We start from the raw sequence: 25,478 nt of genomic DNA, 5'->3' as shown, positions 1-25,478 counted from the left end.
CTGTTATCTCCCGATCAGTTGGTGATGTATTTGGCGCTGACGTACGGCGCGTAGTCCGGCAGCACGGCTTCGACCTTGCCTTGCTCCTTGAGGAACGCGGCGGTGTCGGTGATCGCTTTGGTGGTCGGCGCACCGAGGTCACTGACCTGATCCGCCGCCAGCGGATAGACGTTGCCTTGCAGCAGCAACGGAATGTCGCTGGCCTTGGCGCCGGACAGTTTGACCAGCTTGTCGACGTTGGACTGATTCGCCAGCCACGCTTTCGGGTCCTTGCGGTAGTCGGCGTAGGCGTCGAGGGTGACCTTGGCGAACGCGGTGACGATTTCCGGATGCTTCTCGGCGAAGTCTTTGCGCACGATCCACGCATCGAAGGTCGGCGCGCCGAATTTGGCCAGCTCGCCGGAGGTGATCAATACCTTGCCGTTTTCCTTGGCCACACCCAGTGCCGGATCCCACACGTAAGTGGCGTCGATGTCGCCGCGTTTCCAAGCGGCGATGATCGCTGGCGGCGCGAGGTTGAGCACCGTGACTTTCGACGGATCGATGTTCCAGTGCTTCAGCGCGGCGAGCAGGCTGTAGTGCCCGGTGGACACGAACGGCACGGCGATTTTCTTGCCGATCAGATCCTGCGGAGTTTTGATGCCCGAGCCGTCGCGCGCGACCAGTGCTTCAGCGGCGCCGATCTGCGTGGCAATCAGGAAGGTTTCCACCGGTACTTTGCGGGTAATCGCGGCGGTCAGCGGGCTCGAACCGAGATAGCCGATCTGCACATCGCCGGACGCGATGGCGGCGATGATGTCGGCACCGTTATCGAACTTGCGCCAGCTGATATCGGCCTTGGTGGCCTTCTCGTAGGCACCGTCGGCCTGAGCGACTTTCGCCGGATCGACGGTGGTCTGGTAGGCGACAGTGAGATCGGTCGCCTGGGCCAGGAAGCTTGCGGCGGCCAGCGAGGCGGCGGCGAGCAGGCGAAGCGGGAAATTCAGTTTCAATTGGGAGCTCCAGATCAGGCGACCGAATGTCGGCGTGAACGGAGACTAAATGATCTAAGAATCGAGAAATAAATAACTTTTTCGAATGAGCTTATGAGCGGAAAAATCTAAGCACAGCGGGCGGTTGGGACTTGTGGCGAGGGAGCTTGCTCCCGCTGGAGTCCGAAGGACTCCCAAATCCGTTAACGCATTTCATCTGATGCGCCGCATTGGATAATTTGCGACTGCTGCGCAGCCGAGCGGGAGCAAGCTCCCTCGCCACAGAGAAATTTGATCAGTTACTGATCGCCAGGATGCTCGCCTGATACGCGCCAACGAACACATCGAAATCGCCGACCTCGTTCTGCTCAAGCTCGGTCTGCTGCGCCAGCGACGCCCGCGCCAATTCTTCAAACTTCGCTTGCTCGACAGCAGCCAGCGGCTCGCTGCGGAAGAACTCGGCATGGGCCTGGCTCTGGCGCAGGGAGAACTGCGCAAAGCTTTCCTTGTGCTCGGCCATGGCGGCAAGCACCTGCGCCGATGGCGTCAGGGATGGGTCGTTGACCTTGGCCAGTTGCGCATCCAGCGCCTTGCTGTGGGCATCGCCGCCGACGCTCTGATCGAGCATCGCCGCCAGCGGGGCAATCTGTTCCAGCAACTCGGTCGCCCACTGTTTCATCTGGACCGGCTGACCGTCACGCTGCAATTGCAGGCCCGGACGGCGGCCTTCCTTGACCACGCTGAGGAAGTTCGAGGTGGCGTTGCCGCACGAAGTGTTGGTCAGCAGCGGGCTGTCGTTCAGCGCGCAGTACAGCAGGAAGGCGTCGATGAAGCGCGATTCGGTGATATCGATACCCATCGGCAGAAACGGGTTGATGTCCAGGCAGCGCACTTCGACGTATTGAATGCCGCGCGCCATCAGCGCCTGGATCGGCCGCTCGCCGGTGTAGGTCACGCGTTTCGGGCGGATGTTGGAGTAGTACTCGTTTTCGATCTGCAGGATGTTGGTGTTGAGCTGCACCCACTCGCCATCCTTGTGCGTACCGACTTCCACGTACGGCGCGTACGGTGTGGCCACCGCTTCACGCAGGCTGTCGGTGTAACTGGCCAGATCGTTGTAGCAAGGCGTCAGGCCGGCCTGGGCGTTGCTCTGATAACCGAGATCGCTCATGCGCAGGCTGGTGGCGTACGGCAGATACAGCGTGTCCGGATCAAGTTGCTCGAGCTGATGCGAACGCCCGCGCAGGAAACCGGCGTCCAGCGCCGGCGAGGCACCGAACAGGTACATCAGCAGCCAGCTGTAGCGGCGGAAGTTGCGAATCAGGGCGATATAGGACACCGACTGGAAATCGCGATCAGTGCCGACGAAGCCTTCGGCCTCGCGCAGCAATGGCCAGAGCTGTTCCGGCAGGGAAAAATTGTAGTGAATCCCGGCGATGCACTGCATGGTCTTGCCGTAGCGCAGGGCCAGGCCCTTGCGATAGACGTACTTGAGCTGACCGATGTTGGAGGTGCCGTAATAGGCGATCGGGATGTCTTCCTCGGCCGGCAACGGGCACGGCATCGATGGACTCCACAGGTACTCGTTGCCGAGTTTGCTGTAGGCAAAGCGGTGAATCCTGTCCAGGCTTGCCAGCGTGTCGGCAGGATCCGGCAGGGCAGGCGTGATGAATTCCAGCAGCGATTCGGAGTAGTCGGTGGTGATCTGTTCGTTGGTCAGCGCGGAACCCAGGGCTTCGGGGTGCGGCGTTTGCGCCAGGCGACCTTCACTGGTCACGCGCAGGCATTCACGTTCGATACCGTGCAGGCACTGCTTGAGCAGAGAGAGGTTGGCGCGCTCGCCGAGCAGAGCCAGGCGGCGGTTGAGAAGTTCGCTCAATTTGGATTCCTTCACGCGTCAGTCGCCCCAATATGGGGGTGGGCAGGACGGTCTACAAGGGTGAAGTTGAAACTGGCGTGATCGCCTGGTTTGTAGCGGCAGGCCATTTGCCGGTCAGTCAAGAACTGCACAATCCCTGTGGGAGCGAGCCTGCTCGCGAAGAGGGTTTTGCAGTCAATATCACCGTCGACTGACACACCGTCTTCGCGAGCAGGCTCGCTCCCACAGGATTCGTTGCGCCGAAATTAACTCAAAATGATGAGCAACATCTACAGGACAGCGAAGGTGCCTTGCGCTTTTGCGACCAGTTTGTCGCCCTGCATCACCTCGGCTTCGACCACCAGCGTGCGCCGGCCCGGATGGATCACCCGCGCCGTGCACAGCACCTCGCCGTCGGAAACGGCGCGGATGTAGTTGATCTTGCACTCGATGGTCGCGCTCTGCTGATCGAAGCCATGGCTGCTGGAACAAGCCAGGCCCATGGCAATGTCGACCAGGCTGAACAGCGCGCCGCCATGCAGTTTGCCGCCGCGATTGCGCAGTTCGGGCTCAAGCGCCAGGGCGACTTGCGCCACCCCGGTTTCGAGGCTGTGCAGGCGGCAGCCCAACAGCTTGAAAAACGCGCTCTCAACGAGCCCGGTCGGCATTTCCATCAGCGTTTCTTCAGCTGTTTGGCGTTAGCGAACAGCGAGGCCATCGCGTTGTTCACCGGCGCGGCGGTAGCGGTTTCCTTGCGCGGCGCGTTGCCCGAAGACTGGCGCGGTGCCGAGCCCGGACGCGAGCCACGGGCGCCGTCGATCTTCTCGCCCGGAGTGTCGCTCATGCGCATCGACAGGCCGACGCGTTTGCGCGGGATGTCGACTTCCATGACCTTGACTTTCACCACGTCGCCGGCCTTCACCGCTTCGCGTGGGTCCTTGATGAATTTCTCCGACAGCGCCGAGATGTGCACCAGACCGTCCTGATGCACGCCGATGTCGACGAACGCACCGAACGCCGTCACGTTGGTCACCACGCCCTCAAGGATCATCCCCAGTTGCAGGTCCTTGAGATCCTCGACGCCTTCCTGGAATTCGGCAGTCTTGAACTCCGGACGTGGGTCGCGACCGGGTTTTTCCAGTTCTTGCAGGATGTCGGTGACGGTCGGCAGACCGAAGGTTTCGTCAGTGAATTTCTTCGGGTCGAGACGCTTGAGGAACGCGGCATCGCCGATCAGCGAACGGATGTCGCGGTCGGTTTCAGCAGCAATGCGCTGCACCAGCGGATAGGCTTCCGGGTGCACCGCCGAGGAATCCAGCGGGTTGTCGCCGTTCATTACGCGCAAGAAACCGGCGGCCTGTTCGAAGGTCTTTTCGCCCAGACGCGCGACTTTCTTCAGCGCTGCACGAGTCTTGAACGCACCGTGTTCGTCACGGTGAGCAACGATGTTCTGCGCCAGCGTCGCGTTGAGGCCGGAGATCCGCGCCAGCAATGCCACGGAGGCGGTGTTCACATCCACGCCCACGGCGTTCACGCAGTCCTCGACCACCGCGTCAAGACCGCGCGCCAGTTTCAGCTGCGAGACATCGTGCTGGTACTGGCCGACACCGATGGATTTCGGATCGATCTTCACCAGCTCGGCGAGCGGGTCCTGCAGACGACGGGCGATCGACACGGCACCACGGATCGACACGTCGAGGTCCGGGAATTCCCTGGCTGCCAGTTCCGAGGCCGAGTACACCGAGGCGCCGGCTTCGGACACCATGACCTTGGTCATCTTCATCGCTGGATATTTTTTGATCAGCTCGATCGCCAGCTTGTCGGTCTCGCGGCTGGCAGTGCCGTTGCCGATGGCGATCAGGTCCACCGAGTGCTTGGCGCACAGGGCGGCAAGAATGGCGATGGTCTGATCCCATTTGTTGTGGGGCACGTGCGGGTAAACCGTGGCGTGATCGAGCAGCTTGCCGGTGGAGTCGACTACGGCAACCTTGCAGCCGGTGCGCAGACCCGGGTCGAGGCCCAGGGTGGCGCGCGGGCCGGCCGGAGCGGCCAGCAGCAGGTCGTGCAGGTTGTGCGCGAAGACGTTGATCGCTTCGGTTTCGGCGCCGTCGCGCAACTCACCGAGCAGGTCGGTTTCCAGGTGGGTGTAAAGCTTGACTTTCCAGGTCCAGCGCACCACTTCGCTCAGCCATTTGTCCGCCGGGCGGTTCTGATTCTGAATGCCGAACTGCTGGGCGATCATGCCTTCGCACGGGTGCATGGTGCCGGGCAGCTCATCGCCGACTTTCAGCGCGGAGCTGAGAATGCCTTCGTTGCGGCCGCGGAAAATCGCCAGGGCGCGGTGCGACGGCATGCTTTTCAGCGGCTCGTCGTGTTCGAAGTAATCGCGGAACTTGGCGCCTTCCTCTTCCTTGCCGGCGATGACGCGGGCACTGAGGATCGCTTCCTGCTTGAGGAAGTTACGCAGCTTTTCCAGCAGGGCGGCGTCTTCGGCGAAACGCTCCATGAGGATGTACTTGGCGCCTTCCAGCGCAGCCTTGACGTCGGCCACGCCTTTTTCGGCGTCAACGAAGCGCGCGGCTTCGGTTTCCGGCGCCAGGTTCGGGTCGTTGAACAGGCCGTCGGCCAGTTCGCCGAGACCGGCCTCGAGGGCGATCTGGCCCTTGGTGCGGCGCTTCTGCTTGTATGGCAGGTACAAGTCTTCGAGGCGCGTCTTGGTGTCGGCGAGCTTGATGTCGCGCTCAAGGGCCGGGGTGAGTTTGCCTTGCTCTTCGATGCTGGCGAGGATGCTGATGCGCCGTTCGTCGAGTTCTCGCAGGTAGCGCAGGCGCTCTTCCAGATGACGCAGCTGGGTGTCATCGAGGCTGCCGGTGACTTCTTTCCGGTAACGGGCGATGAAGGGAACGGTAGATCCTTCATCGAGTAGCGCGACGGCCGCTTCGACCTGCTGTGGGCGTACGCCGAGTTCCTCGGCAATGCGGCTGTTGATGCTGTCCATAAAACCACCTGACATAGTTTGAAAGCAGGCTCACAGGCACGCAGATAAAGGCCTGGAGGCTGATTGAGCGGCTGGAAAATTGCCGCTGCCTGGATCAAGAGGCTGCCCATTGACCCGTGAAATCGAACAGTTGCTGCACAGGGCCGGGAAAAATACCGGCCACTTACGGTAACGATTCAGACGTTGCCTGGCGCAAAACGCCGCGCATTATAACCAGCGTTCTGTCATTCGGGGGCGTTGCAGGCTGTAGGCATAAACCCCGGTTTTCTGGCAGTGAAGGAAAAATCTGCTAACAATGCACACGGTGCGTATAACGGCAGCTACGCCATAATGCGCGCCGAGCTAAAAGGAGCATCCAATGAGCAGCACTGCACAAACGGCTGAAGGCGAAAAAATTCTTATCGTTGATGACGATCCGGGGCTGAGCAGCCTGCTGGAGCGTTTCTTCGTCAGCAAGGGCTACCGTGCCCGTACCGTTCCGAACACCGAGCAAATGGATCGTCTGCTGGCGCGTGAAGTGTTCAATCTGGTCGTTCTCGACCTGATGCTACCGGGCGAGGACGGCCTGACCGCGTGCCGCCGCCTGCGTGGCGCGAACAACCAGATTCCGATCATCATGCTCACCGCCAAGGGCGATGAGCTGAGCCGTATCAAGGGCCTTGAACTGGGCGCCGACGATTACCTGGCCAAGCCGTTCAACCCGGACGAGCTGATGGCGCGGGTCAAAGCGGTATTGCGCCGTCAGGCTGCACCGGTACCCGGCGCGCCGGGCAGTGAAGACGAAAACGTCACCTTCGGTGATTACGTGTTGTCGCTGGCCACCCGTGAGCTCAAGCGTGGCGACGAAGTGCACATGCTCACCACCGGTGAGTTCGCTGTACTCAAGGCACTGGTGATGAACGCGCGTCAGCCGCTGACCCGCGACAAACTGATGAACCTCGCCCGTGGCCGTGAGTGGGATGCGCTGGAGCGTTCCATCGACGTGCAGATCTCGCGTCTGCGCCGGATGATCGAACCCGATCCGTCGAAACCGCGCTACATCCAGACTGTCTGGGGCGTGGGTTACGTGTTCGTACCGGATGGCACCGCCACCAAGTGATCGGTGATTTGTAGGAGCGGGTCTGCAAGGCTCTGGCCGCTCGGCCATTGCCACAGACTCGCAATCCGCAATATGCGAGCATTGCTCGCTCCTGCAAGTGTGTAGCGGTTAAAGATGAAAACCCCCGTCTGGTTCCCCCAAAGCTTTTTCTCCCGCACCCTCTGGCTGGTGCTTATCGTCGTGCTGTTTTCCAAGGCGCTGACCCTGGTTTATCTGTTGATGAACGAGGATGTGCTGGTGGATCGTCAATACAGTCACGGCGTCGCTCTGACGCTGCGCGCCTACTGGGCCGCCGATGAAGAAAACCGCGCAAAAATCGCCGATGCCGCGACCCTGATCCGTGTGGTCGGCGCCGGTGTGCCGGAGGGCGAACAGCACTGGCCGTACAGCGAAATCTATCAGCGTCAGATGCAGGCGGAACTGGGCGCCGACACCGAGGTGCGGTTGCGCATGCACTCGCCGCCGGCGCTGTGGGTGAGGGCGCCAAGCCTGGGCGATGGCTGGCTGAAAGTGCCGTTGTATCCACATCCGTTGCGCGGGCAGAAGATCTGGAACGTGCTCGGCTGGTTCCTCGCCATCGGCCTGTTGTCGACAGCGTCGGCATGGATTTTCGTCAGCCAGCTCAACCAGCCGTTGAAGCGACTCGTCTATGCCGCAAGGCAACTTGGCCAAGGCCGCAGCGTGCGCCTGCCGATCAGCGACACGCCCAGCGAAATGACCGAGGTTTACCGCGCCTTCAACCAGATGGCCGAGGACGTCGAACAGGCCGGGCGCGAGCGCGAACTGATGCTGGCGGGGGTGTCCCACGATTTGCGCACGCCGCTGACGCGCTTGCGCCTGTCGCTGGAACTGATGGGCGATCACACCGACCTCACCGACGATATGGTCCGCGACATCGAAGACATGGACGCGATTCTCGATCAGTTCCTCGCATTCATTCGCGACGGTCGCGACGAGTCGGTGGAAGAAGTCGATCTTAGCGATCTGGTGCGTGAAGTGGCCGCGCCGTATAACCAGAACGAAGAAAAAGTGCGCCTGCGCCTGGAACCGATCCAGCCGTTCCCGCTGCGTCGCGTGTCAATGAAGCGCCTGCTCAACAACCTGATCGGCAACGCTTTGAACCATGCCGGTACAGGCGTTGAAGTGGCGGCTTATGTGTCCGGCGACACCAGTGCGCCGTATGTGGTCCTGAGCGTGATGGACCGTGGCGCAGGAATCGATCCGTCCGAGCTGGAGGCGATTTTCAATCCGTTCACCCGAGGCGACCGGGCTCGCGGTGGCAAGGGCACCGGGTTGGGACTGGCGATCGTGAAAAGGATTGCGGCGATGCATGGCGGCAACGTCGAATTGCGCAACCGCTCCGGAGGTGGGCTTGAAGCGCGGGTGCGATTGCCGCTTGGATTGATGTTGCCCCGAGATGCAGTCTAGAAGCAGCTGCAAGCTGCAAGCTGCAAGCTGCAAGCTGCAAGCTACAAGCTACAAGCTACAAGCTGCAAGCAAGAGCGCTTTCCCCTTGCAGCTTGGAGCTTGCCGCTAGCAGCTGCTTTTCTAGCCCTTGCCCTTGGTGCGGGTCATATTCGGTCCGCCATTCTTTTCAAGATGCTCGATGATGATCCCGGCCACGTTCTTGCCGGTGGTAGTCTCGATTCCTTCCAGTCCCGGCGACGAATTTACTTCCATCACCAGCGGCCCGTGATTGGAACGCAGGATATCCACACCTGCCACCGCCAGCCCCATCACCTTGGCGGCGCGTAACGCGGTCATGCGTTCTTCCGGGGTGATCTTGATCAGGCTGGCGCTGCCGCCGCGATGCAGGTTGGAACGGAACTCGCCCGGTTTGGCCTGCCGCTTCATCGCCGCGATCACTTTGTCGCCGACCACGAAACAGCGTATATCCGCGCCGCCGGCTTCCTTGATGTATTCCTGGACCATGATGTTCTGCTTCAGGCCCATGAACGCCTCGATCACCGATTCTGCCGCCGTGGCTGTTTCGCACAGCACCACGCCGATGCCCTGAGTGCCTTCGAGCACCTTGATCACCAGCGGTGCGCCGTTGACCATGGCGATCAGATCGGGAATGTCATCCGGCGAGTGAGCAAAACCGGTGACCGGCAAACCGATCCCGCGCCGCGACAGCAACTGCAGCGAGCGTAATTTGTCCCGCGAACGGGCAATCGCCACCGACTCGTTGAGCGGGAACACGCCCATCATTTCGAACTGACGCAACACCGCGCAGCCGTAGAACGTCACAGACGCGCCGATCCGCGGGATCACCGCATCAAAACCTTCCAGCGGTTTGCCGCGGTAGTGGATCTGCGGCTTGTGGCTGGCAATGTTCATGTAGGCGCGCAAGGTGTCGATCACCACCATTTCATGCCCGCGCTCGATTCCGGCTTCGACCAGACGGCGGGTGGAATACAGACGCGGATTACGCGACAGCACAGCGATCTTCATGCAACACCTGTGGAGGAGGTAGATACCGGGAACACCGGCTTGTCTTGTACATATTTGATGCCCGGATTGACCACCAGCTGGCCATCGATCAGGGCTTTGGAACCGAGCAACAGGCGATAGCGCATGGACTTGCGGCAGGCGAGGGTGAATTCCACCGGCCAGACCCGATCCCCCAGGGCCAGCGTGGTGCTGATCACGTAGCGCACCTGCGCATGGCCATTGGAGCTTTTGATGGTTTTGCGCGTGACCAGCGGGGCTTCACAGCGCCGGTGCCGCAATTGCACCACCGTGCCCAGATGCGCGGTGAAGCGCACCCATTTCTCGCCGTCGCGTTCGAACGGTTCGATATCGGTGGCATGCAGGCTGGAAGTGCTGGCGCCGGTGTCGATTTTCGCGCGCAGGCCGGCGACTCCCAAGCCAGGGAGCGCCACCCACTCGCGCAGACCGACAACGGTCAGATGATCAAATGTCTTCAATGAAAAAAACCAAGGGTTAACGCTTCCAGGCCTCGTCCGGCACCTGGGGCAACGCTTTGAACGCAGGTTTGGCGAACCAGTAGCCCTGCATCAGAAATATTCCACAGTCCGCGAGGAAATCCCGTTCCCCAACGCTTTCGATGCCTTCGGCAATGACTGTAACGCCCAACTCCGCACACATTGTGACAATCCCCCGCACGATCACCTGACGGACACGGTCTTGATCGACATCGCGGATCAGCGCCATGTCGAGTTTGATCAGGTCCGGTTGGAAATCAGCCAGCAGATTGAGCCCCGAATAGCCGGCACCGAAATCGTCGATGGCGGTCTTGAAGCCGAATTCGCGGTATTCACGCAGAATATTGGTCAAATGGCGATAATTATCTACGTGCTCGATTTCCAGGGTTTCGAAAATCAGTCGGTCAATCGGGAAGTTGTGTTTTCGTGCGGCCTCCAGCGTGCTGCGAATGCATAACTCTGGACGGTAGACGGCGTTGGGCAAAAAGTTGATCGACAAGTGTGTCTGCATATTAAGACTGGCCGCACCTTCGATGGCGCGGGTCCGGCAGAGCTGGTCGAAACGGTAGCGGTTGTCTTCTGTAACCTGATTTAACACGGACAGTGCGCCTTCTCCTGCGATGCCTCGCACCAGTGCTTCGTGGGCAAACACGGACTGATCGCGCAGGTCGACGATCGGCTGGTAGGCGAAGGCAAAATCGAATTCCAGCGGCTCGCTTTGCTGGCAGCCCTGGCAACCGCCCTTGGGCGAGGTCAATGAAGTCGGGAATTTTGTCACTCGGTCACTCCAGGCCGGTCATGCGGCGAAGATCACAGTCTATCTGGTGGGCCGAGTTCTTGCGCCCGACAGAAACGGTAGTACAGTTCCGACTACTGGCTGAACGAGGAATTCATATGGCGCAGAAACAGGAGGAGGACGACAAGGTCCGTCTCGATAAATGGCTATGGGCGGCACGTTTCTATAAAACCCGTGCCTTGGCCAAAGCGGCCATTGAAAGTGGCAAGGTGCATTGTCGCGGCGAGCGCTGCAAACCGGGCAAGGAACCACGCATAGGCGATGAGTTTGAGATTCGCACCGGCTTCGAAGTGCGCACCGTGAGGGTCGAGGCCTTGTCGATCGTGCGTCGAGGCGCACCCGAGGCGCAGACCTTGTACGCCGAGACCGAGGCGAGTATCGCCAAGCGTGAGGCGGCTGCGGCAATGCGCAAGGCAGGGTCGTTGGGCGTGAGCACCGATGGCAAGCCGAGCAAGAAGCAGCGGCGCGATCTGTTCAAGTTTCGCGGTAGCAGCAACGAAGATTGAAACGTTATGCCGGCCTCTTCGCGAGCAGGCTCGCTCCCACATTTGATCGAGCTGTCTGTGGGAGCGAGCCTGCTCGCGAATCGAGTACGACGCGGTATCAGGCGCTACGTATGACACTCATCCGCGACACCAGCGGCAACTTGCCCAGCAATGCAAACACCGGCGCGGTCAGCTTCAACCAGAAGTTCGCTGCGTGAAAGGCAAATGGCGTGTAGTAACCCCAGCCCAACGCCCACACCGCCAACAACACGCCGCCGATGTAATCGTCCTGCCCCCAATGCGCGCCAGCCACCAGGCGCGGCAACATGAACAGCACCGCCAAGCCCCAGACCGTAAAAAACTGCCCGATGGTGCGGCTGAACACGCCCATGAACAACGCCCAGATCAACAATACCGAAGCGTGATCACCTGGGAAGCTCTGGCCCGAACGATCCTTCAGCTCCCAGGTTTTTTCCAGGTGCGGAAAGTAATCGCTGATGTGCACGGCGCCCTCGATCACCATCGACGGGCTGCTGTGCTGCCAGCCCATGTGATCGGCTAATTTGGAAAACAGCGCACGGATCACCACCATCAACAGCAGGATCGAGAAAAAACCGAAGAATGCGCGGCGCACATCGATTGCCCGGAAGACCCAGTCGCCCTTGATCAGCAGCGTCAGCAGAATCAGTCCGACGACAATGTCGAACGGGCGCAGACTTGCAATTGCCCAGATGTGGAGCCATATCGGATTGCTGGCCAGCGGTGCATTCAGCGAGCGGAACAGCCACTCGTCGAAAATCACACACAGCATCTGGCCGGTAGGCCATAACCAGAAAGCCAGTAGCGCCAACGGCACTACGTTACACAGAACCAGCCGGCCGAGGTTCCACCTTGATTGGAACAAACCCGGATTGTTCATAAAATGCCTCCCATGGCGAAAAAGCGCCGGCACCAAAAAAAGTGCCAGCAAGCGCAAATTTTCACGTTTTGTAACCATTTTGTCATCACATTCAGATACCCAGACCTATGACCGATCTAGCGGATACCGATTTCACTCAACGCTTCATCTTTGATGACAGCGACACTCGCGGCGAGCTGGTAGCGCTGGAGCGCAGCTACGCCGAAGTCCTCGCCAAACACCCGTACCCGGAGCCGGTCGCGCAGTTGCTTGGCGAATTGATGGCGGCCGCATCGTTGCTGGTTGGCACGCTCAAGTTCGACGGCTTGCTGATCTTGCAGGCGCGTTCGGAAGGGCCGATTCCGCTGCTGATGATCGAGTGCTCCAGCGAGCGCGAAATCCGTGGCCTGGCGCGCTATGACGCCGAGCAGATCGCCGCAGACGCCACCCTCGGCGACCTGATGCCGAACGGCGTTCTGGCCCTGACCGTCGATCCGACTGTCGGCCAGCGCTATCAGGGGATTGTCGATCTCGACGGCGAAACCCTGTCGGATTGCTTCACCAACTATTTCGTCATGTCGCAACAGGTCGGCACGCGCTTCAAGCTGTTCGCCGATGGTCGTCGTGCACGCGGCATGCTGCTGCAACAACTCCCCGCCGATCGCTTGAAAGACGAAGAGGATCGCGCCGCCAGCTGGCAGCACCTCACCGCGTTGGCCAGCACTCTGAGCGCCGATGAACTGCTCAGCCTGGACAACGAAACCGTGCTGCATCGTCTGTATCACGAAGAGCAGGTGCGCCTGTTCGATGTGCAGCATCTGCGCTTCAGCTGCAGCTGCTCTCGGGAACGCTCCGGCAATGCGCTGGTCAGTCTTGGGCTGGAAGATGCGCTGGCGCTGGCAGCCGAGCAGGGCGGCAAAGTCGAGATCGATTGCCAGTTCTGCAATCAGCAGTACCTATTCGACGCGGCCGATATCGCTCAATTGTTCGCTGGCGCGGGCGTCGATACGCCGTCAGATACCCGTCACTAAAACGGTTCAGCGCAGGTAAATTCACTGCGTAATGACGGAATATCGCCGTTACGACGGGAGGACCCTACTCTTTTTGGGCTTTTCTGGCATAATCCGGCCCACTTTTTTCGCGGTAGTAGTGCACGACTTTCTACTACAAAACGTTTGGAGCACACTCGGCCACTGGCCGACGGGGAACCTCATGACGCAAGCCAATAACGCCGTGTACACCGATCTGAGTGTTGATGATCTGGTAAAAGAAGCCCTGAATCGCGGTGAAGGCGAGCTTGCCGATACCGGCGCTCTGGTTGTTCGCACCGGTCACCGCACCGGCCGTTCGCCAGTCGACCGTTTCATCGTTGAAGAGCCTTCCACCCAGGCCGCTATCGCCTGGGGCCCGATCAACCGCAAGTTCCCGGCCGACAAGTTCGATGCCCTGTGGGCTCGCGTCGAGGCCTTCAACAATGCGCAAGAGCACTTCGTTTCCCACGTGCATGTAGGCGCGGCGGAGGATCACTACCTGGCCGTGAAAATGACCACGCAGACTGCCTGGCAGAACCTGTTCGGTCGTTGCCTGTTCATCAACCCGGCCCAGTACAACCCGGCTGGCCGTGAAGAATGGCAAGTGCTCAACGTCGCCAACTTCGAGTGCGTGCCTGAGCGTGACGGCACCAACTCCGACGGCTGCGTGATCATCAACTTCGCGCAGAAAAAAGTGCTGATCGCCGGCATGCGTTACGCCGGTGAGATGAAGAAAGCCATGTTCTCGGTGCAGAACTTCCTGCTGCCGGCCGCTGACGTGCTGCCAATGCACTGCGCTGCCAACATCGGCGAAGACGGCGACGTGACCCTGTTCTTCGGTCTGTCGGGCACCGGTAAAACCACCCTGTCGGCCGACGAAAGCCGTTACCTGATCGGTGACGACGAACACGGCTGGGGCGAAGGCGTGGTCTTCAACATCGAAGGCGGTTGCTATGCCAAGTGCATCGACCTCTCCGAGAAGAACGAGCCGGTCATCTGGAAAGCCATCAAGCACGGCGCGGTGCTGGAAAACGTCGTCATTGACGATGCCAAGCACGCCGACTACGCCGATGTCAGCCTCACCCAGAACAGCCGAGCGGCGTATCCGCTGGAGCACGTTGCCAAGCGTTCCGAGAAGAACCTGGGTGGCGAGCCAAACGCGGTGATCTTCCTGACCTGCGACCTGACCGGCGTACTGCCGCCAGTGTCGATCCTCAACGAAGAACAAGCGGCCTACCACTTCCTGTCCGGCTACACCGCACTGGTGGGCTCGACTGAAATGGGTTCGGGCAGCGGCATCAAGTCGACCTTCTCGACCTGCTTCGGCGCACCGTTCTTCCCGCGTCCGGCTGGTGAATACGCCGAGCTGCTGATCAAGCGCATCCGCGGCTTCGGCTCCAAGGTCTACCTGGTCAACACCGGCTGGACCGGCGGTGGCTACGGCGTCGGCCAACGCTTCAACATCCCGACCACCCGCGCAGTGATCGCCGCGATCCAGAGCGGCGCTCTGATCGGTGCAGCCACCGAGCACCTCGACACCATCAACCTCGACGTGCCACTGGCCGTTCCGGGCGTCGACACCAACCTGCTCAACCCACGCAACACCTGGGCTGACAAGGCTGCGTACGACGAGGCAGCGAAAGCACTGGCCGGTCTGTTCATCGAGAACTTCAAGAAGTTCGAAGTGAGCGACGCGATCAAGGCTGCTGGGCCGAAGTTGTAAGTATTGGTTTGCAGTGAATAAAAAAAACCGCCCTTTGGGGCGGTTTTTTTATGAGCGAAGAATCCGAGTCAGCTCATTCCCGGGGCTGTTCTCTGCTTGCCCCAGCCATGTATCAGTATTCCTTCAGTTTCTGCGTACTACGACCAGAATCGCTACAGCAGCTTGCCCCTCTTAACTATGGCCATTGCCGCCGTGCATGCAGGACACGAAGCACTTCAACACAGTCTTTTTTGATTGCGTAGACGATGACGTAGTTGGAGGCTGCAATGATTTCACGTGTGCCGTCGACCTTGCCCTTTTTGTACAAGGTTGGGCGCTGTCTTGCGATTTCCCCTTTTGATTCGAACATTTCATCGAGGTCCGCAGCCGCGTCGGGGTTGTCCTGGCTGATGCGGTTCATTATCCGGTCTCGGTCAGCAAGCGCTTCCGGGCGCCAGACCAACCTCATCAGCGCCCTCGTTGACGCAGGGCATCACGCTTGGCGGCGAATATTCGGCGAGCGTCTGCATCGCTGACACTAGGTCTTGGGTCATCGATGCTGATCTGGACCTGGCGTTTGAACCATTCTTCATAAGCGGCGGCTTCATGCGCTTGCTTCAACGCTTCGGAGCGATCGGGGCGGGCGTAAGTTTTCAGTTGCAGCGGATCATAAGCGGAGGCATCCACGTTGAATTGGCTAATGCCCAAGCCTTGCAAATAGGTCACCAGCGTCTCCATTTTTTTGAACAGCCGCACTTGACCGCTACGCTGAGCGGTCAGCTTATATATGTTCCTGCCTTGATGAATTTCGATCGACCAGCCACCCGATTTGGCGACGATATTCGTGCCGCTGACAGAACCGTTTTCAACCAGGCGAACAAGAGTGCTGTGATCGATGGTTTCAGTGCTGGTCATAAAAGCGAGCCCTTCGCTGAATAATGGCTCCCATCGTACGCAATCAATAGTAGTTTGCAAAATTCGACTCCTGGTGCTGGACACGGCGTGTGCAGCGATGATGTTTCGTTTGTTACTGGGCCGGGGCTTTCTTGTCTGCGCGACTTGCAGCAGGTCGCAGCCGTCCTGTGTCAGCAGGTACAGAGCCTGGGCGATGTGGGTGTCGCTGACCAAGGCAGCGACGCCCACGACTATAGGTTCGTACCACCCGCTCGCGATAGCCGACAAGGCATCGCGTGAAGTAGGAACGAGACGAACAATGTGCCAGACGTTGCTAACGATTCTTCAACGCTTTTCAACGCAATGCTGGTAGCAAGAAAATATCCAGCAAACTTGTGCTCAGACCGGTCGCCGGCCGGTAGATCGTGCCTTTGACTGCCGAGAACGACACGCCGTTGCAGCGGTGTTGAGTCCCTGATTCTTGAGCGTTGTGGTGTGACGGCTGGCCTCTTGGCGAGCAGGCTCGCTCTCACAGCGTGCCGCGGTACTCGTGGCATCCGCTGTATTATTCCGTATCGATTTAGCCCCCAACCTTTTCTCGACTCGCTGCGATCGCCCGCTAGGCTTTGGGCATGGCAGCAGTCAAAGGAGTGACAGCGAATGCACAACACCCTGGAACAGGTTTTTGGTTATCCACAGTTTCGACCCGGTCAGGAGGCCGCCATCAGCGCGGTGCTGGCGGGGCGCTCGGCGGCGGCGATCTTTCCCACGGGCTCCGGCAAATCGCTGTGCTACCAACTGCCGGCCCTGCTGCTACCACATCTGACATTGGTGGTCTCGCCGCTGCTGGCGTTGATGCAGGATCAACTGGCGTTTCTCAAGCGCCACGGCATCTCGGCAGGCAGTATCGATTCGGCGCAGAGCCGCGAGGATGCCAACGACGTCATGGCCCGTGCGCGTTCGGGCGAGCTGAAAATTCTGATGATTTCCGTCGAGCGCCTGAAAAACGAGCGCTTCCGCAATTTTCTGCAACAGGTGCCGATCTCGTTGCTGGTGGTCGATGAAGCACACTGCATTTCCGAGTGGGGCCACAACTTTCGTCCCGACTACCTGAAACTGCCGGACTACCAGCGCCAGTTCAACATCCCCCAGGCCCTGCTGCTTACCGCTACGGCCACACCGAAAGTCATCGCCGACATGCAGGCCAAATTCGCCATCGCCCCGGCAGATGTGGTGACCACTGGTTTTTACCGACCCAACCTCAACCTGCTCGTTGAGCCTGTGCGCGGCCACGACAAGCGCCGGCGGCTGGTGGAATGGATGGCCGAGCGCCCCGGACAACCGAGCATTGTCTACGTCACGTTGCAGAAGACCGCCGAGCACGTTGCCGAGCATCTCGAGCGCAACGGTATTCAGGCCGAGGCTTACCACGCAGGTTTGCCCCACGATCAGCGTGAGGACATTCAACGCCGCTTCATGGCCGGGCAGTCCAATTGCATCGTCGCCACCATCGCTTTCGGGATGGGGATCGACAAGAGCGACATTCGCAACGTCGTGCATTTCGATCTGCCCAAATCCATCGAAAACTACAGCCAGGAAATCGGTCGCGCCGGCCGTGACGGTCAGCCCTCTGACTGCCTGGTGCTGGCCAATCGCGACAGCCTCAATGTGCTCGAGAACTTCGTTTATGGCGACACACCCGAGTGTGATGGCATTCGTTATGTACTCGATGAACTGAAAGCTTCGGTGCCTGAGGGACAGTGGGAGTTTCTGCTCGGGCCATTGGCGGATCAGAGCAATATTCGCTCGTTGCCAGTGAAAACGTTGCTGGTGCAGCTGGAACTGCGCGGTCTGATTGCTCCGCGTTACGCCTATTACGCCGAGTATCGCTTCAAATATTTGCTCGAGCCGGAGGCACTGCTCGAGCGTTTTGAGGGTGAGCGCAGGGATTTCGTCGCTGCAATTATTCAGACCTCGACCCGCGCGCGAACTTGGGCAACGGTGAATTTCGAGGCGATGTACTCGCAGTATTCCGCCGAGCGCAATCGCGTAGTGACAGCGCTGGATTACTTCCAGGAAAAGGGTTGGGTCGAGCTGGAGAGCAAGCAGATGACCGAGGTCTACAGCCTGCTGCACAGTGATTTTGCCAGCGATGCCCTGAGCGCTGAGCTGCACGAGTATTTCACCCGCCACGAACAGACTGAAGTGGCGCGGATTCACGCCATGCTTGAGGTGTTTGCCACCGAACGCTGCCTGGGTTATCGCCTGGCCGAGTATTTCGGTGATCACAATGCTCCGGAGCGTTGTGGCCATTGTTCGGTGTGTCACGGCCATGTCGCCCGGTTGCCCGAGCCGCCAGCGTTGCCGGCGCTTGTGGATAAAAACTTCGCGCAGCTGTGTGGTGAGTTTATCCACAGACATGAGCAGCACACAGGGCGCATTCCATCGGCCGAACGCCTGACGCGGTTCCTGTGCGGTATCAGCGTGCCGTTGTTCACCAAGCTCAAGGCGCGCGCAATTCCAGGATTCGCAGCGCTGGAAGAGTATCCCTACGCCGAGGTCCGCGCGTGGGCGCAAGAGCACCTTTGACCCCTGTAGGAGCTGCCGAAGGCTGCGATCTTTTGGTGTTGATTCTTCAAGATCGAAAGTTCGCAGCCTTCGGCAGCCCCAGGGGTCATCAAGGCAGGCGCTCTATCCATCCGCTGAATGTCGATCATCACGCGAATAAACTTCAAAAAGCGCCGTTGCCTGACTAAGGTTGGAATCTGTCTTCGGATCGCCCACAAGAGAACAACATGAGCCAGACATCCTTCGATATCCAGCAGGCTGCCGTCATCGGCGCGGGCACCATGGGCCGCGGCATTGTCATGTGCCTGGCCAATGCCGGCGTGAACGTGCAATGGGTGGACAACAATCCACAGATGCTCGAGCAGGCGCTGACGGCGGTCGCCGAGACTTATGCACACAACGTGCGTCAGGGCCGCATCGATCAGGCCGAGGCGGATGCGCGAATTGCTCGCGTGTCTGCGGCGGCGGATTACGCGGCGATCCGCAATGTCGATCTGGTGATCGAAGCGGTGTACGAAAACCTTGAGCTGAAGCAGAAGATTTTTCGCGAGCTCGATGGCCTGCTCAAGCCCGAGGCTCTGCTGGCGAGCAACACCTCGGCGCTGGATATCGACGCGATTGCCGCTGCGACCCGGCGCCCGGCACAGGTACTGGGCCTGCATTTCTTCAGCCCGGCGCACATCATGAAACTGCTGGAGATCGTGCGTGGGGCGCAGACCTCACCAGCGGCGCTGGACGCGGCGTTGGCGCTCGGCAAGCGCATGGGCAAGGTCAGCGTGGTGTCGGGCAATTGCCACGGTTTCATCGGCAACCGCATGCTGCATCCGTATGTACTTGAAGCGCGCAAGATGCTCCTCGAAGGCGCTTATCCACACCATGTTGACGCCGCGCTGCAAGGCTTCGGTTTTGCCATGGGGCCGTTTCGCATGTACGACGTGGTCGGCATCGATCTGGAGTGGCGTGCTCGGGAGCTCGCTGGTAAAGGGCAGGATGCACCGGAGGTTCAGGTGGATAACCGCTTGTGCGAAATGGATCGGTTCGGGCAGAAGTCCGGTAACGGTTACTACCACTATGAACCGGGCAGTCGACAGGCCGAGCATGATCCCGAGGTCGATGCACTGGTGCTGCGGGTCAGTGAAGAATTGGGTTTCCAGCGTCGCGACATCGGTCCTGACGAAATCCTTGAGCGCTGTTTGCTGGCGCTGGTCAATGAGGGCGCGAAGATCCTGCAGGAAGGCATTGCCGGCTCGGCCCATGACATCGATCTGGTGTACTTGAACGGATATGGTTTTCCAGCGGACAAGGGCGGGCCGATGGCCTGGGCGGATCAGCAAGGGCTCGCGGATATTCATCAGCGCTTGCTGGCGCTGGAGACGCGCCAGGGCGATCAGTGGAAGCCGGCGCGGCTGATTGGCGAACTGGCGGCGCAGGGCAAGGGGTTTGCTCAGGCTTAGTGTTACGGCGAAAATCTATCCCCCTCACCCCGGCCATCTCCCCCAAGGAGAGAGGGGAAAGGGAGCCGATCTTCGTGATTTTCGAATGTGAGCTCGACTCGACAGTTCAGGTCGGTGTATTTCGAGAGAACACCTCGGTCAGTCCCCTCTACCTCTGGGAGAGGGCTAGGGTGAGGGCAAGCGCCCTCACTGAAAAACAAGAGAACCAGCACAACCATGTCCACCCCTCAGCGCACCGACTACCCCCACTTCCAGCCGATCACCACACGCTGGCACGACAACGACGTCTACGGTCACGTCAACAATGTCACCTACTACAGCTTCTTCGACACGGCGGTGAACACTTACCTGATTCAGGTCGGTGGCCTGGATATCCATGACGGCGAAGTGGTGGGATTCGTGGTCAGTTCGGCCTGCGATTATTTTGCCTCGATCGCTTTCCCCGATCTGATTGAGATCGGACTGCGGGTCGGCAAGCTGGGCAACAGCTCGGTGCAATACGAACTGGCTGTGTTCAAGGTCGGCGAAAGCGAGGCATGTGCGGCGGGGCGGTTCGTGCATGTGTTTGTCGATCGCGCGAGCAATCAGCCGGTGCCGATTCCTGCGGGTTTGCGCCGGGCACTGGAGCGGTTGGTCATTTGATCGTGCAAAAAAAATCGCAGCCCCAAGGGCTGCGATTTTCCTTCAAGCCTTCGCCTTAGTGGTGGCGATAGTACTTGTGATGCTTGCGGTGGCCATAGGCGTGACCACGACCTGGATGACCACGGTCGCGGTAGTAGCGACGGTCATCATGGCGACGGTCGTAACGACGATCATCGTCGTCGCTCTTGTTGCCCATGTAGTTACCCAGCGCGCCGCCCGCGCCGCCACCTGCGGCAGAGCCGATCAGGCTGCCGGTGGTGCCGCCCAGACTGCGGCCAACCACGTTACCGCCGGCTGCACCCAGTGCACCGCCGATGGCCGCTTCGCCACGGCTGCGCTTGTCTGCGCCGACCGCACTACCACCCGCGCCGCCCAGGGCTGCGCCGATGGTGGAACCTGTATTGCCGCCTAACGATTGACCGACGACCGAGCCAAGAACCCCGCCCAATGCGCCGCCCACACCTGCTTCGGTGGTGCCTCCGGCAGAAGCGAAGCCACTGACCAGGCCAAGGGACAACAAGAGAATCGAGGAGAACTTCATAGAGGATGAGCCTCAAAGGGATGACGGCGCCGATCCTGAGGCTCTGCAATGGGCGTGACAATCAAAATCCGACGAATAGCACGACTTGTATACAAGATTGCAAGTTACTGTTTTTTCACCGGAACTTAACCGATTTTCGCCGGTCTTTAGTTACTTCGGACAGGCCGTTTTTATGCAAAAACGGCCTTTTTTGTGGGCGGTCGGAAATTTTCGCCGCCGCAGATCTGTTGATTGGTTGATCGCCTTCGCGAGCAGGCTCGCTCCCACATTTGAAACGCATTCCAACTGTGGGAGCGAGCCTGCTCGCGAAGGGACCGGATCTGGCTCCGCGGTTAAGCGGATTCAGCCATGATCAACCCCGTCTCACTCGCCGCTTCCAGCCGGATCGCAATGAACTTCGACGTCGGCGTGTGGCTGCCATCGCCAGTGCTCTCCAGCGGCACCAGCGGATTGACTTCCGGATAGTACGCCGCCGCCTGCCCCGCAGGAATATCGAACGCCAACAATGTAAAACCTTTCACCCGGCGCTCGCGACCGTCGTCCCACAACGAGACGATGTCGGCCTTCTGTCCCGGACGGAAGCCCAGACGAATGATGTCGGCCTCGTTGACGAACAACACGTCGCGCTGGCCCTTCACGCCGCGATAACGATCATCGAGACCATAAATCGTCGTGTTGTACTGATCGTGAGAACGCATCGATTGCAGGATCAGATCAGGCACTTGCCCAGTGGCGCGAGTGCGCTCGTGAACCAGATCTTTCGGCAACTGGTTAGCGCGGAAGTTGGCACGGCCCGAGGGCGTGTTCCACTTGCGTGCGCCCGCCGAGTTGCCCAGATAGAAGCCGCCCGGGTTTTTGATCTTGTCGTTGAAGTCCTTGAAATTCGGGATGGTGTCGGCGATCAGTTCGCGAATGCGCCCGTAATCGGCCACCAGCCAGTTCCAGTCCACCGGTTGGCTGCCCAGCGTCGCAGCAGCGATCCCGGCAATGATCGACGGCTCCGAGCGCATCTGGTTCGACAGCGGCTGCAACTGGCCGTTGGAGGCGTGGACCATGCTGAACGAGTCCTCCACGGTCACCGCTTGCGGGCCTTCGCTCTGGATGTCGATGTCGGTGCGGCCCAGGCACGGCAGGATCAGCGCATCTTTACCGTGAGCCAGGTGGCTGCGGTTGAGCTTGGTGCTGATCTGCACGGTCAGATCGCAGTTGCGCAGCGCTTCGAAGGTGCGTGAGCTGTCGGGCGTGGCCTGGGCAAAGTTGCCGCCCAGACCGATGAAGACCTTGGCGCGACCTTCGGCCATCGCATGAATCGCCTCGACCACGTTGTGACCGTTATGACGCGGCACCTTGAACTGGAAGCGGCGCTCCAGCGAATCGAGGAACGCCACCGGCGGACGCTCGTTGATGCCCATGGTGCGATCGCCCTGCACGTTGCTGTGGCCGCGCACCGGGCACAGGCCGGCGCCTGGTTTGCCGATGTTGCCGCGCAGCAGCATCAGGTTGGCGATTTCCTGAATGGTCGGCACCGAATGACGGTGCTGGGTGATGCCCATGGCCCAGCACATGATCACGTTCTTGCCTTTGGCGTACATGCGCGCGGCCTGCTCGATCTCGACCAGCGTCAGGCCCGACTGCTCGACGATCTGCTCCCATGAGGTGTCGTCGACGATGGCCAGATACTCCAGCACGTTGGTGCTGTGGGCATTGAGGAAGTCATGGTCGAACACCGCCGGTTCGCCAGCCTTTTGCGCATCGCGTTCCCATTGCAGGAGGAACTTGGCCATGCCGCGCAGCACCGCCATGTCGCCGCCGAGTGCCGGGCGGAAATATGCGGTGTTGGTTGGCTTGTCGCCATTGGTGAGCATTTCGATCGGGTGCTGGGGATGCTGGAAACGCTCCAGGCCGCGCTCTTTCAGCGGGTTGATACACACCACCTGAGCGCCGCGTTTGACCGCTTCACGTAACGGTTCGAGCATGCGCGGATGGTTGGTGCCGGGGTTCTGGCCCCAGACGAAAATCGCGTCGGCGTGTTCGAAGTCGTCGAACGTCACCGTGCCTTTGCCGACCCCGACGCTCTGCGCCAACGCCACGCCGCTGGCCTCGTGGCACATGTTCGAGCAGTCAGGGAAATTGTTGGTGCCGTAAGCCCGCACGAACAGTTGATACAGATACGCCGCTTCGTTGCTGGCGCGGCCCGAGGTGTAGAACTCGGCCTGATCCGGGCTCGGCAGATTGCGCAGGTGCTTGCCGATCAGGGCGAAGGCATCTTCCCAACTGATCGGCTTGTAGCGATCGGACTCGGCGTCGTAGACCATCGGCTCGGTCAGGCGACCCTGATATTCCAACCAGTAATCGCTTTGTTCCAGCAGGGAAGTAACGCTGTGCTTGGCGAAGAATTTGGCATCGACACGGCGTTTGGTGGCTTCCCAGTTCACCGCTTTGGCGCCGTTCTCGCAGAACTTGACCATGCCGCTTTCCGGCGAATCACCCCAGGCGCAACCCGGGCAGTCGAAGCCGCCGTTCTGGTTGGTCTTGAGCATCATGCGCAGGTTTTTCAGGGCGTTGTCGCTGGTCAACCAGGCCTGGGCCACACTGATCAGGGCACCCCAGCCGCCGGCGGCACCTTTGTAAGGCTTGTAGCGCGGGACAGGTTTCTGGTCGGCTTGATGATGTTGGCTCACGCTTGATTCTCCATCGCGGGGCTGTACACCCGCGGCGCACTTTTCTGCGGCAGGTGGATGAGATTGAGGTTGTGGCGCCGGGCCCATTGCACGGCCAGGCCGGTGGGTGCCGACAGGCTGACCAGGGTCTGGATGCCGGCACGCAAGACTTTCTGGATCAATTCGAGGCTGCAACGGCTGGTGACGATCGCCAGCCCACCCTCGGTGGAAATCTTCTGGCGGATCAGCCCGCCGATCAACTTGTCGAGAGCGTTGTGCCGGCCGATGTCTTCACGGCCAAGCAGCAATTCTCCGTGGGCGTTCATGAACACCGCCGCGTGCACCGCGCCGCAGTGCTGGCCAAGTGGCTGAAATGCGCCGATGCGCTGGCGCAGACCCTCAAGCCACTCGATCGGTGGCAACGCCGCGCCCGGCAACACCTTGAGATCGGGCAGCGCCTGTTCCACCGCTTCGACGCCGCACAGTCCGCAACCACTGGTGCCGGCCAAATGCCGACGTTGCTGCTTGAGGTTCCAGAATGCCCGGTTGGCGATGGTCACTTGCGCGTATTGCGCCGAGCCTGAGCCTGTCAGTTGCAGATCGTAAATATCGCTGGCGTCTTCGATGATGCCGCTGCCGAGGCTGAAACCGACGATGAAATCCTCAAGGTCGGTCGGCGTCACGAGCATCACTGCCTGGCTGATGCCGTTGTAGGCGATCGCCAACGCAACTTCTTCGGCCAGCGCGGTGCTGGCCGATGCCTCAAGGGGTAGATCGCTGTAGCTATAGGTCTGGCTGGCGGCAGGCGCAGGCGCTTCATTTGCTGGCGCCGCGCAGGCTGGGCGCTTGGCGTTCATGGCATCACCGACGGTTTGATCTAGGTCAAGACTAGGCGCGGCAAGTTGTCACGTCTAATCGCTATTACCGATCTACCGATAGATGCCGTCGATCAAGTGTCGTTTGGCGATTTCTGATAGAGCGCGAAACAGGCTTCTGCCAGCGCCGAACGCGGTGCGCCACGGCGCATGATCAGCCCCAGCGGCGCGAGGGTGTGGGCATTCTCGATGGGTTGCAGGCGCAGATGATCGGCAAGGTTTTCCGCGCCGCCGTCGAGCGGCATGATCGCGCAGCAGAAGCCGCCATGTACCGCTTGCAGCAATTGATGCACGGCATCGGTTTGCAGCAGCGGCTGCGGCGTCAGGCCCCGACTGTGGAAGTTGTGGTCGATGGACTGGCGAAAGTGCATGCCGCTGGTGAGCATGCACAGCGGCAGTTCGATCAGCGATTCCCAGCTCAGTGGTTCTTGGCCGAAGTTGAACGAGCGCTCGTCATAGAGCAAGCCCATGCGCGTCTCGTTGAAGGCCAGCGAATCGAAGCGCTCGCTGTCCAGACGCTCCAGATACGACACGCCGATGTCGATGCGGTTGTTCGCCAGATGTTCGAGCACCTGTTCGGAGCTCAGCGATGACAGCTCGAAGCGCAGTTCCGGATGCGCCGCGTGCAGGCGTTGCATCAGCGGCAACGGATCGAAACTCGACAGCGGCACCACACCCAGGCGCAGCGTACCGATCAGGTTGCCACGACAGGCCGCCGCTTCCGCCTGCAAGCCGTCATACGCCGCCAGCACCGTGCGCGCCCACGCCAGCACGCGCTCGCCCGGCGCGGTGAAGCCTTCGAAGCGCTGGCCACGGTTGACCAATGGCAGATCAAGTTCTTCTTCAAGGCTGCGCAAACGCATCGACAGGGTCGGCTGGGTGATGTGGCAGCGCGCGGCGGCCTGGCCGAAATGGCGGGTTTCGTCGAGGGCGATGAGGAATTTCAGCTGCTTGATGTCCATCTTCGCTCCGGGCGGTTGGCGGGGTGTGGCGATTCTACCGCCTGCGGCGCGGCAGCGTCATTGGTCGGACTGGAACCGGGTTTGGCTGGGGTGGTC

At 60.2% G+C, this 25,478-nt stretch carries 22 protein-coding genes; 8 read left to right on the top strand and 14 right to left on the bottom strand.

Going from position 1 to position 25,478, the window contains the following annotated elements; all coding sequences use genetic code 11:
- Positions 1-14: 14 nt before the first annotated feature.
- The 4 genes from tauA to GXB78_RS02045 form a co-directional block, all read right to left on the bottom strand.
- On the bottom strand, positions 15-992 hold the full coding sequence (gene tauA, locus GXB78_RS02060; RefSeq protein WP_329513944.1) for a taurine ABC transporter substrate-binding protein: 978 nt from the start codon (positions 990-992) through the stop codon (positions 15-17).
- A 274-nt stretch (positions 993-1,266) separates the two neighbouring features.
- Complete coding sequence (gene gshA / locus GXB78_RS02055) at positions 1,267-2,850, bottom strand: glutamate--cysteine ligase (RefSeq protein ID WP_329513943.1); 1,584 nt, start codon at positions 2,848-2,850, stop codon at positions 1,267-1,269.
- 269 nt (positions 2,851-3,119) lie between these two features.
- Complete coding sequence (locus GXB78_RS02050; RefSeq protein ID WP_329513942.1) at positions 3,120-3,503, bottom strand: PaaI family thioesterase; 384 nt, start codon at positions 3,501-3,503, stop codon at positions 3,120-3,122.
- Complete coding sequence (locus GXB78_RS02045; protein ID WP_329513941.1) at positions 3,503-5,827, bottom strand: Tex family protein; 2,325 nt, start codon at positions 5,825-5,827, stop codon at positions 3,503-3,505. The genes GXB78_RS02050 and GXB78_RS02045 overlap by 1 nt, the downstream gene beginning before the upstream one ends.
- Before the next feature lie 358 nt (positions 5,828-6,185).
- Between GXB78_RS02045 and ompR the strand changes: the two genes are divergently transcribed.
- Both ompR and GXB78_RS02035 read left to right on the top strand, forming a co-directional pair.
- A complete protein-coding gene (gene ompR / locus GXB78_RS02040) occupies positions 6,186-6,926 on the top strand; it encodes an osmolarity response regulator transcription factor OmpR (protein ID WP_039756430.1) in 741 nt (246 codons plus the stop codon).
- Between the two features lie 114 nt (positions 6,927-7,040).
- Positions 7,041-8,354, top strand: coding sequence for an ATP-binding protein (locus GXB78_RS02035; RefSeq protein WP_016770645.1), 1,314 nt, complete (start codon positions 7,041-7,043; stop codon positions 8,352-8,354).
- Positions 8,355-8,474: 120 nt separating this feature from the next.
- Here GXB78_RS02035 and rimK read toward each other — a convergent pair whose 3' ends face one another.
- Genes rimK through rimA form a run of 3 tightly spaced genes read right to left on the bottom strand, consistent with a single transcriptional unit; the run spans position 8,475 to position 10,652 of the window.
- Positions 8,475-9,380, bottom strand: a complete 906-nt coding sequence (gene rimK, locus GXB78_RS02030; protein ID WP_024011184.1) for a 30S ribosomal protein S6--L-glutamate ligase — start codon at positions 9,378-9,380, stop codon at positions 8,475-8,477.
- Positions 9,377-9,856 (bottom strand): retropepsin-like aspartic endopeptidase RimB, encoded by a 480-nt coding sequence (gene rimB / locus GXB78_RS02025; RefSeq protein WP_016772184.1) that lies wholly within the window; start codon positions 9,854-9,856, stop codon positions 9,377-9,379. The genes rimK and rimB overlap by 4 nt, the downstream gene beginning before the upstream one ends.
- Before the next feature lie 16 nt (positions 9,857-9,872).
- Positions 9,873-10,652, bottom strand: a complete 780-nt coding sequence (rimA, locus tag GXB78_RS02020) for a S6 modification regulatory phosphodiesterase RimA (protein ID WP_329513940.1) — start codon at positions 10,650-10,652, stop codon at positions 9,873-9,875.
- A 116-nt stretch (positions 10,653-10,768) separates the two neighbouring features.
- On the opposite strand from rimA, the gene GXB78_RS02015 reads away from it, so the two are divergent.
- Complete coding sequence (locus GXB78_RS02015; protein WP_256808572.1) at positions 10,769-11,176, top strand: RNA-binding S4 domain-containing protein; 408 nt, start codon at positions 10,769-10,771, stop codon at positions 11,174-11,176.
- A 97-nt stretch (positions 11,177-11,273) separates the two neighbouring features.
- Here GXB78_RS02015 and GXB78_RS02010 read toward each other — a convergent pair whose 3' ends face one another.
- Positions 11,274-12,074 carry a phosphatase PAP2 family protein gene (locus tag GXB78_RS02010; RefSeq protein ID WP_329513939.1) on the bottom strand — a complete coding sequence of 267 codons (801 nt, stop codon included), beginning with the start codon at positions 12,072-12,074 and terminating at the stop codon, positions 11,274-11,276.
- A gap of 107 nt (positions 12,075-12,181) precedes the next feature.
- Between GXB78_RS02010 and hslO the strand changes: the two genes are divergently transcribed.
- Together hslO and GXB78_RS02000 are read left to right on the top strand one after the other, a co-directional pair.
- Positions 12,182-13,084 (top strand): Hsp33 family molecular chaperone HslO, encoded by a 903-nt coding sequence (gene hslO / locus GXB78_RS02005; RefSeq protein ID WP_329513938.1) that lies wholly within the window; start codon positions 12,182-12,184, stop codon positions 13,082-13,084.
- 181 nt (positions 13,085-13,265) lie between these two features.
- Entirely contained in the window at positions 13,266-14,807 is a 1,542-nt protein-coding gene (locus tag GXB78_RS02000) for a phosphoenolpyruvate carboxykinase (protein WP_016772179.1), read from the top strand.
- A 175-nt stretch (positions 14,808-14,982) separates the two neighbouring features.
- Here the strand turns inward: GXB78_RS02000 and GXB78_RS01995 are convergent, their stop codons facing one another.
- The gene (locus tag GXB78_RS01995) at positions 14,983-15,255 is read right to left on the bottom strand and encodes a type II toxin-antitoxin system RelE/ParE family toxin (RefSeq protein WP_329513937.1); all 273 of its coding nucleotides are present in this window, start codon (positions 15,253-15,255) and stop codon (positions 14,983-14,985) included.
- Positions 15,255-15,929 (bottom strand): hypothetical protein, encoded by a 675-nt coding sequence (locus GXB78_RS01990; RefSeq protein WP_329513936.1) that lies wholly within the window; start codon positions 15,927-15,929, stop codon positions 15,255-15,257. Before GXB78_RS01990 ends, GXB78_RS01995 begins: the two co-directional genes overlap by 1 nt.
- A 411-nt stretch (positions 15,930-16,340) precedes the next feature.
- Between GXB78_RS01990 and GXB78_RS01985 the strand changes: the two genes are divergently transcribed.
- From GXB78_RS01985 to GXB78_RS01975, 3 genes are all read left to right on the top strand, one after another.
- The gene (locus GXB78_RS01985) at positions 16,341-18,269 is read left to right on the top strand and encodes a RecQ family ATP-dependent DNA helicase (protein ID WP_329513935.1); all 1,929 of its coding nucleotides are present in this window, start codon (positions 16,341-16,343) and stop codon (positions 18,267-18,269) included.
- 206 nt (positions 18,270-18,475) lie between these two features.
- Positions 18,476-19,702, top strand: a complete 1,227-nt coding sequence (locus tag GXB78_RS01980) for a 3-hydroxyacyl-CoA dehydrogenase (protein ID WP_329513934.1) — start codon at positions 18,476-18,478, stop codon at positions 19,700-19,702.
- 216 nt (positions 19,703-19,918) lie between these two features.
- Positions 19,919-20,344 (top strand): acyl-CoA thioesterase, encoded by a 426-nt coding sequence (locus tag GXB78_RS01975; RefSeq protein ID WP_329513933.1) that lies wholly within the window; start codon positions 19,919-19,921, stop codon positions 20,342-20,344.
- Between the two features lie 55 nt (positions 20,345-20,399).
- Here GXB78_RS01975 and GXB78_RS01970 read toward each other — a convergent pair whose 3' ends face one another.
- The 4 genes from GXB78_RS01970 to GXB78_RS01955 form a co-directional block, all read right to left on the bottom strand.
- Entirely contained in the window at positions 20,400-20,885 is a 486-nt protein-coding gene (locus GXB78_RS01970) for a glycine zipper domain-containing protein (RefSeq protein ID WP_039756448.1), read from the bottom strand.
- A 332-nt stretch (positions 20,886-21,217) separates the two neighbouring features.
- On the bottom strand, positions 21,218-23,566 hold the full coding sequence (locus GXB78_RS01965) for an FdhF/YdeP family oxidoreductase (RefSeq protein ID WP_329513932.1): 2,349 nt from the start codon (positions 23,564-23,566) through the stop codon (positions 21,218-21,220).
- Positions 23,563-24,402 carry a formate dehydrogenase accessory sulfurtransferase FdhD gene (gene fdhD, locus GXB78_RS01960; RefSeq protein WP_329513931.1) on the bottom strand — a complete coding sequence of 280 codons (840 nt, stop codon included), beginning with the start codon at positions 24,400-24,402 and terminating at the stop codon, positions 23,563-23,565. The genes GXB78_RS01965 and fdhD overlap by 4 nt, the downstream gene beginning before the upstream one ends.
- A 92-nt stretch (positions 24,403-24,494) precedes the next feature.
- The gene (locus tag GXB78_RS01955; RefSeq protein WP_329513930.1) at positions 24,495-25,382 is read right to left on the bottom strand and encodes a LysR family transcriptional regulator; all 888 of its coding nucleotides are present in this window, start codon (positions 25,380-25,382) and stop codon (positions 24,495-24,497) included.
- Positions 25,383-25,478 lie beyond the last annotated feature (96 nt).

This window comes from Pseudomonas moraviensis subsp. stanleyae (assembly GCF_036283065.1).
GTDB lineage: Bacteria > Pseudomonadota > Gammaproteobacteria > Pseudomonadales > Pseudomonadaceae > Aquipseudomonas > Aquipseudomonas stanleyae.
This window is presented reverse-complemented; position numbering and strand designations above follow the sequence as displayed.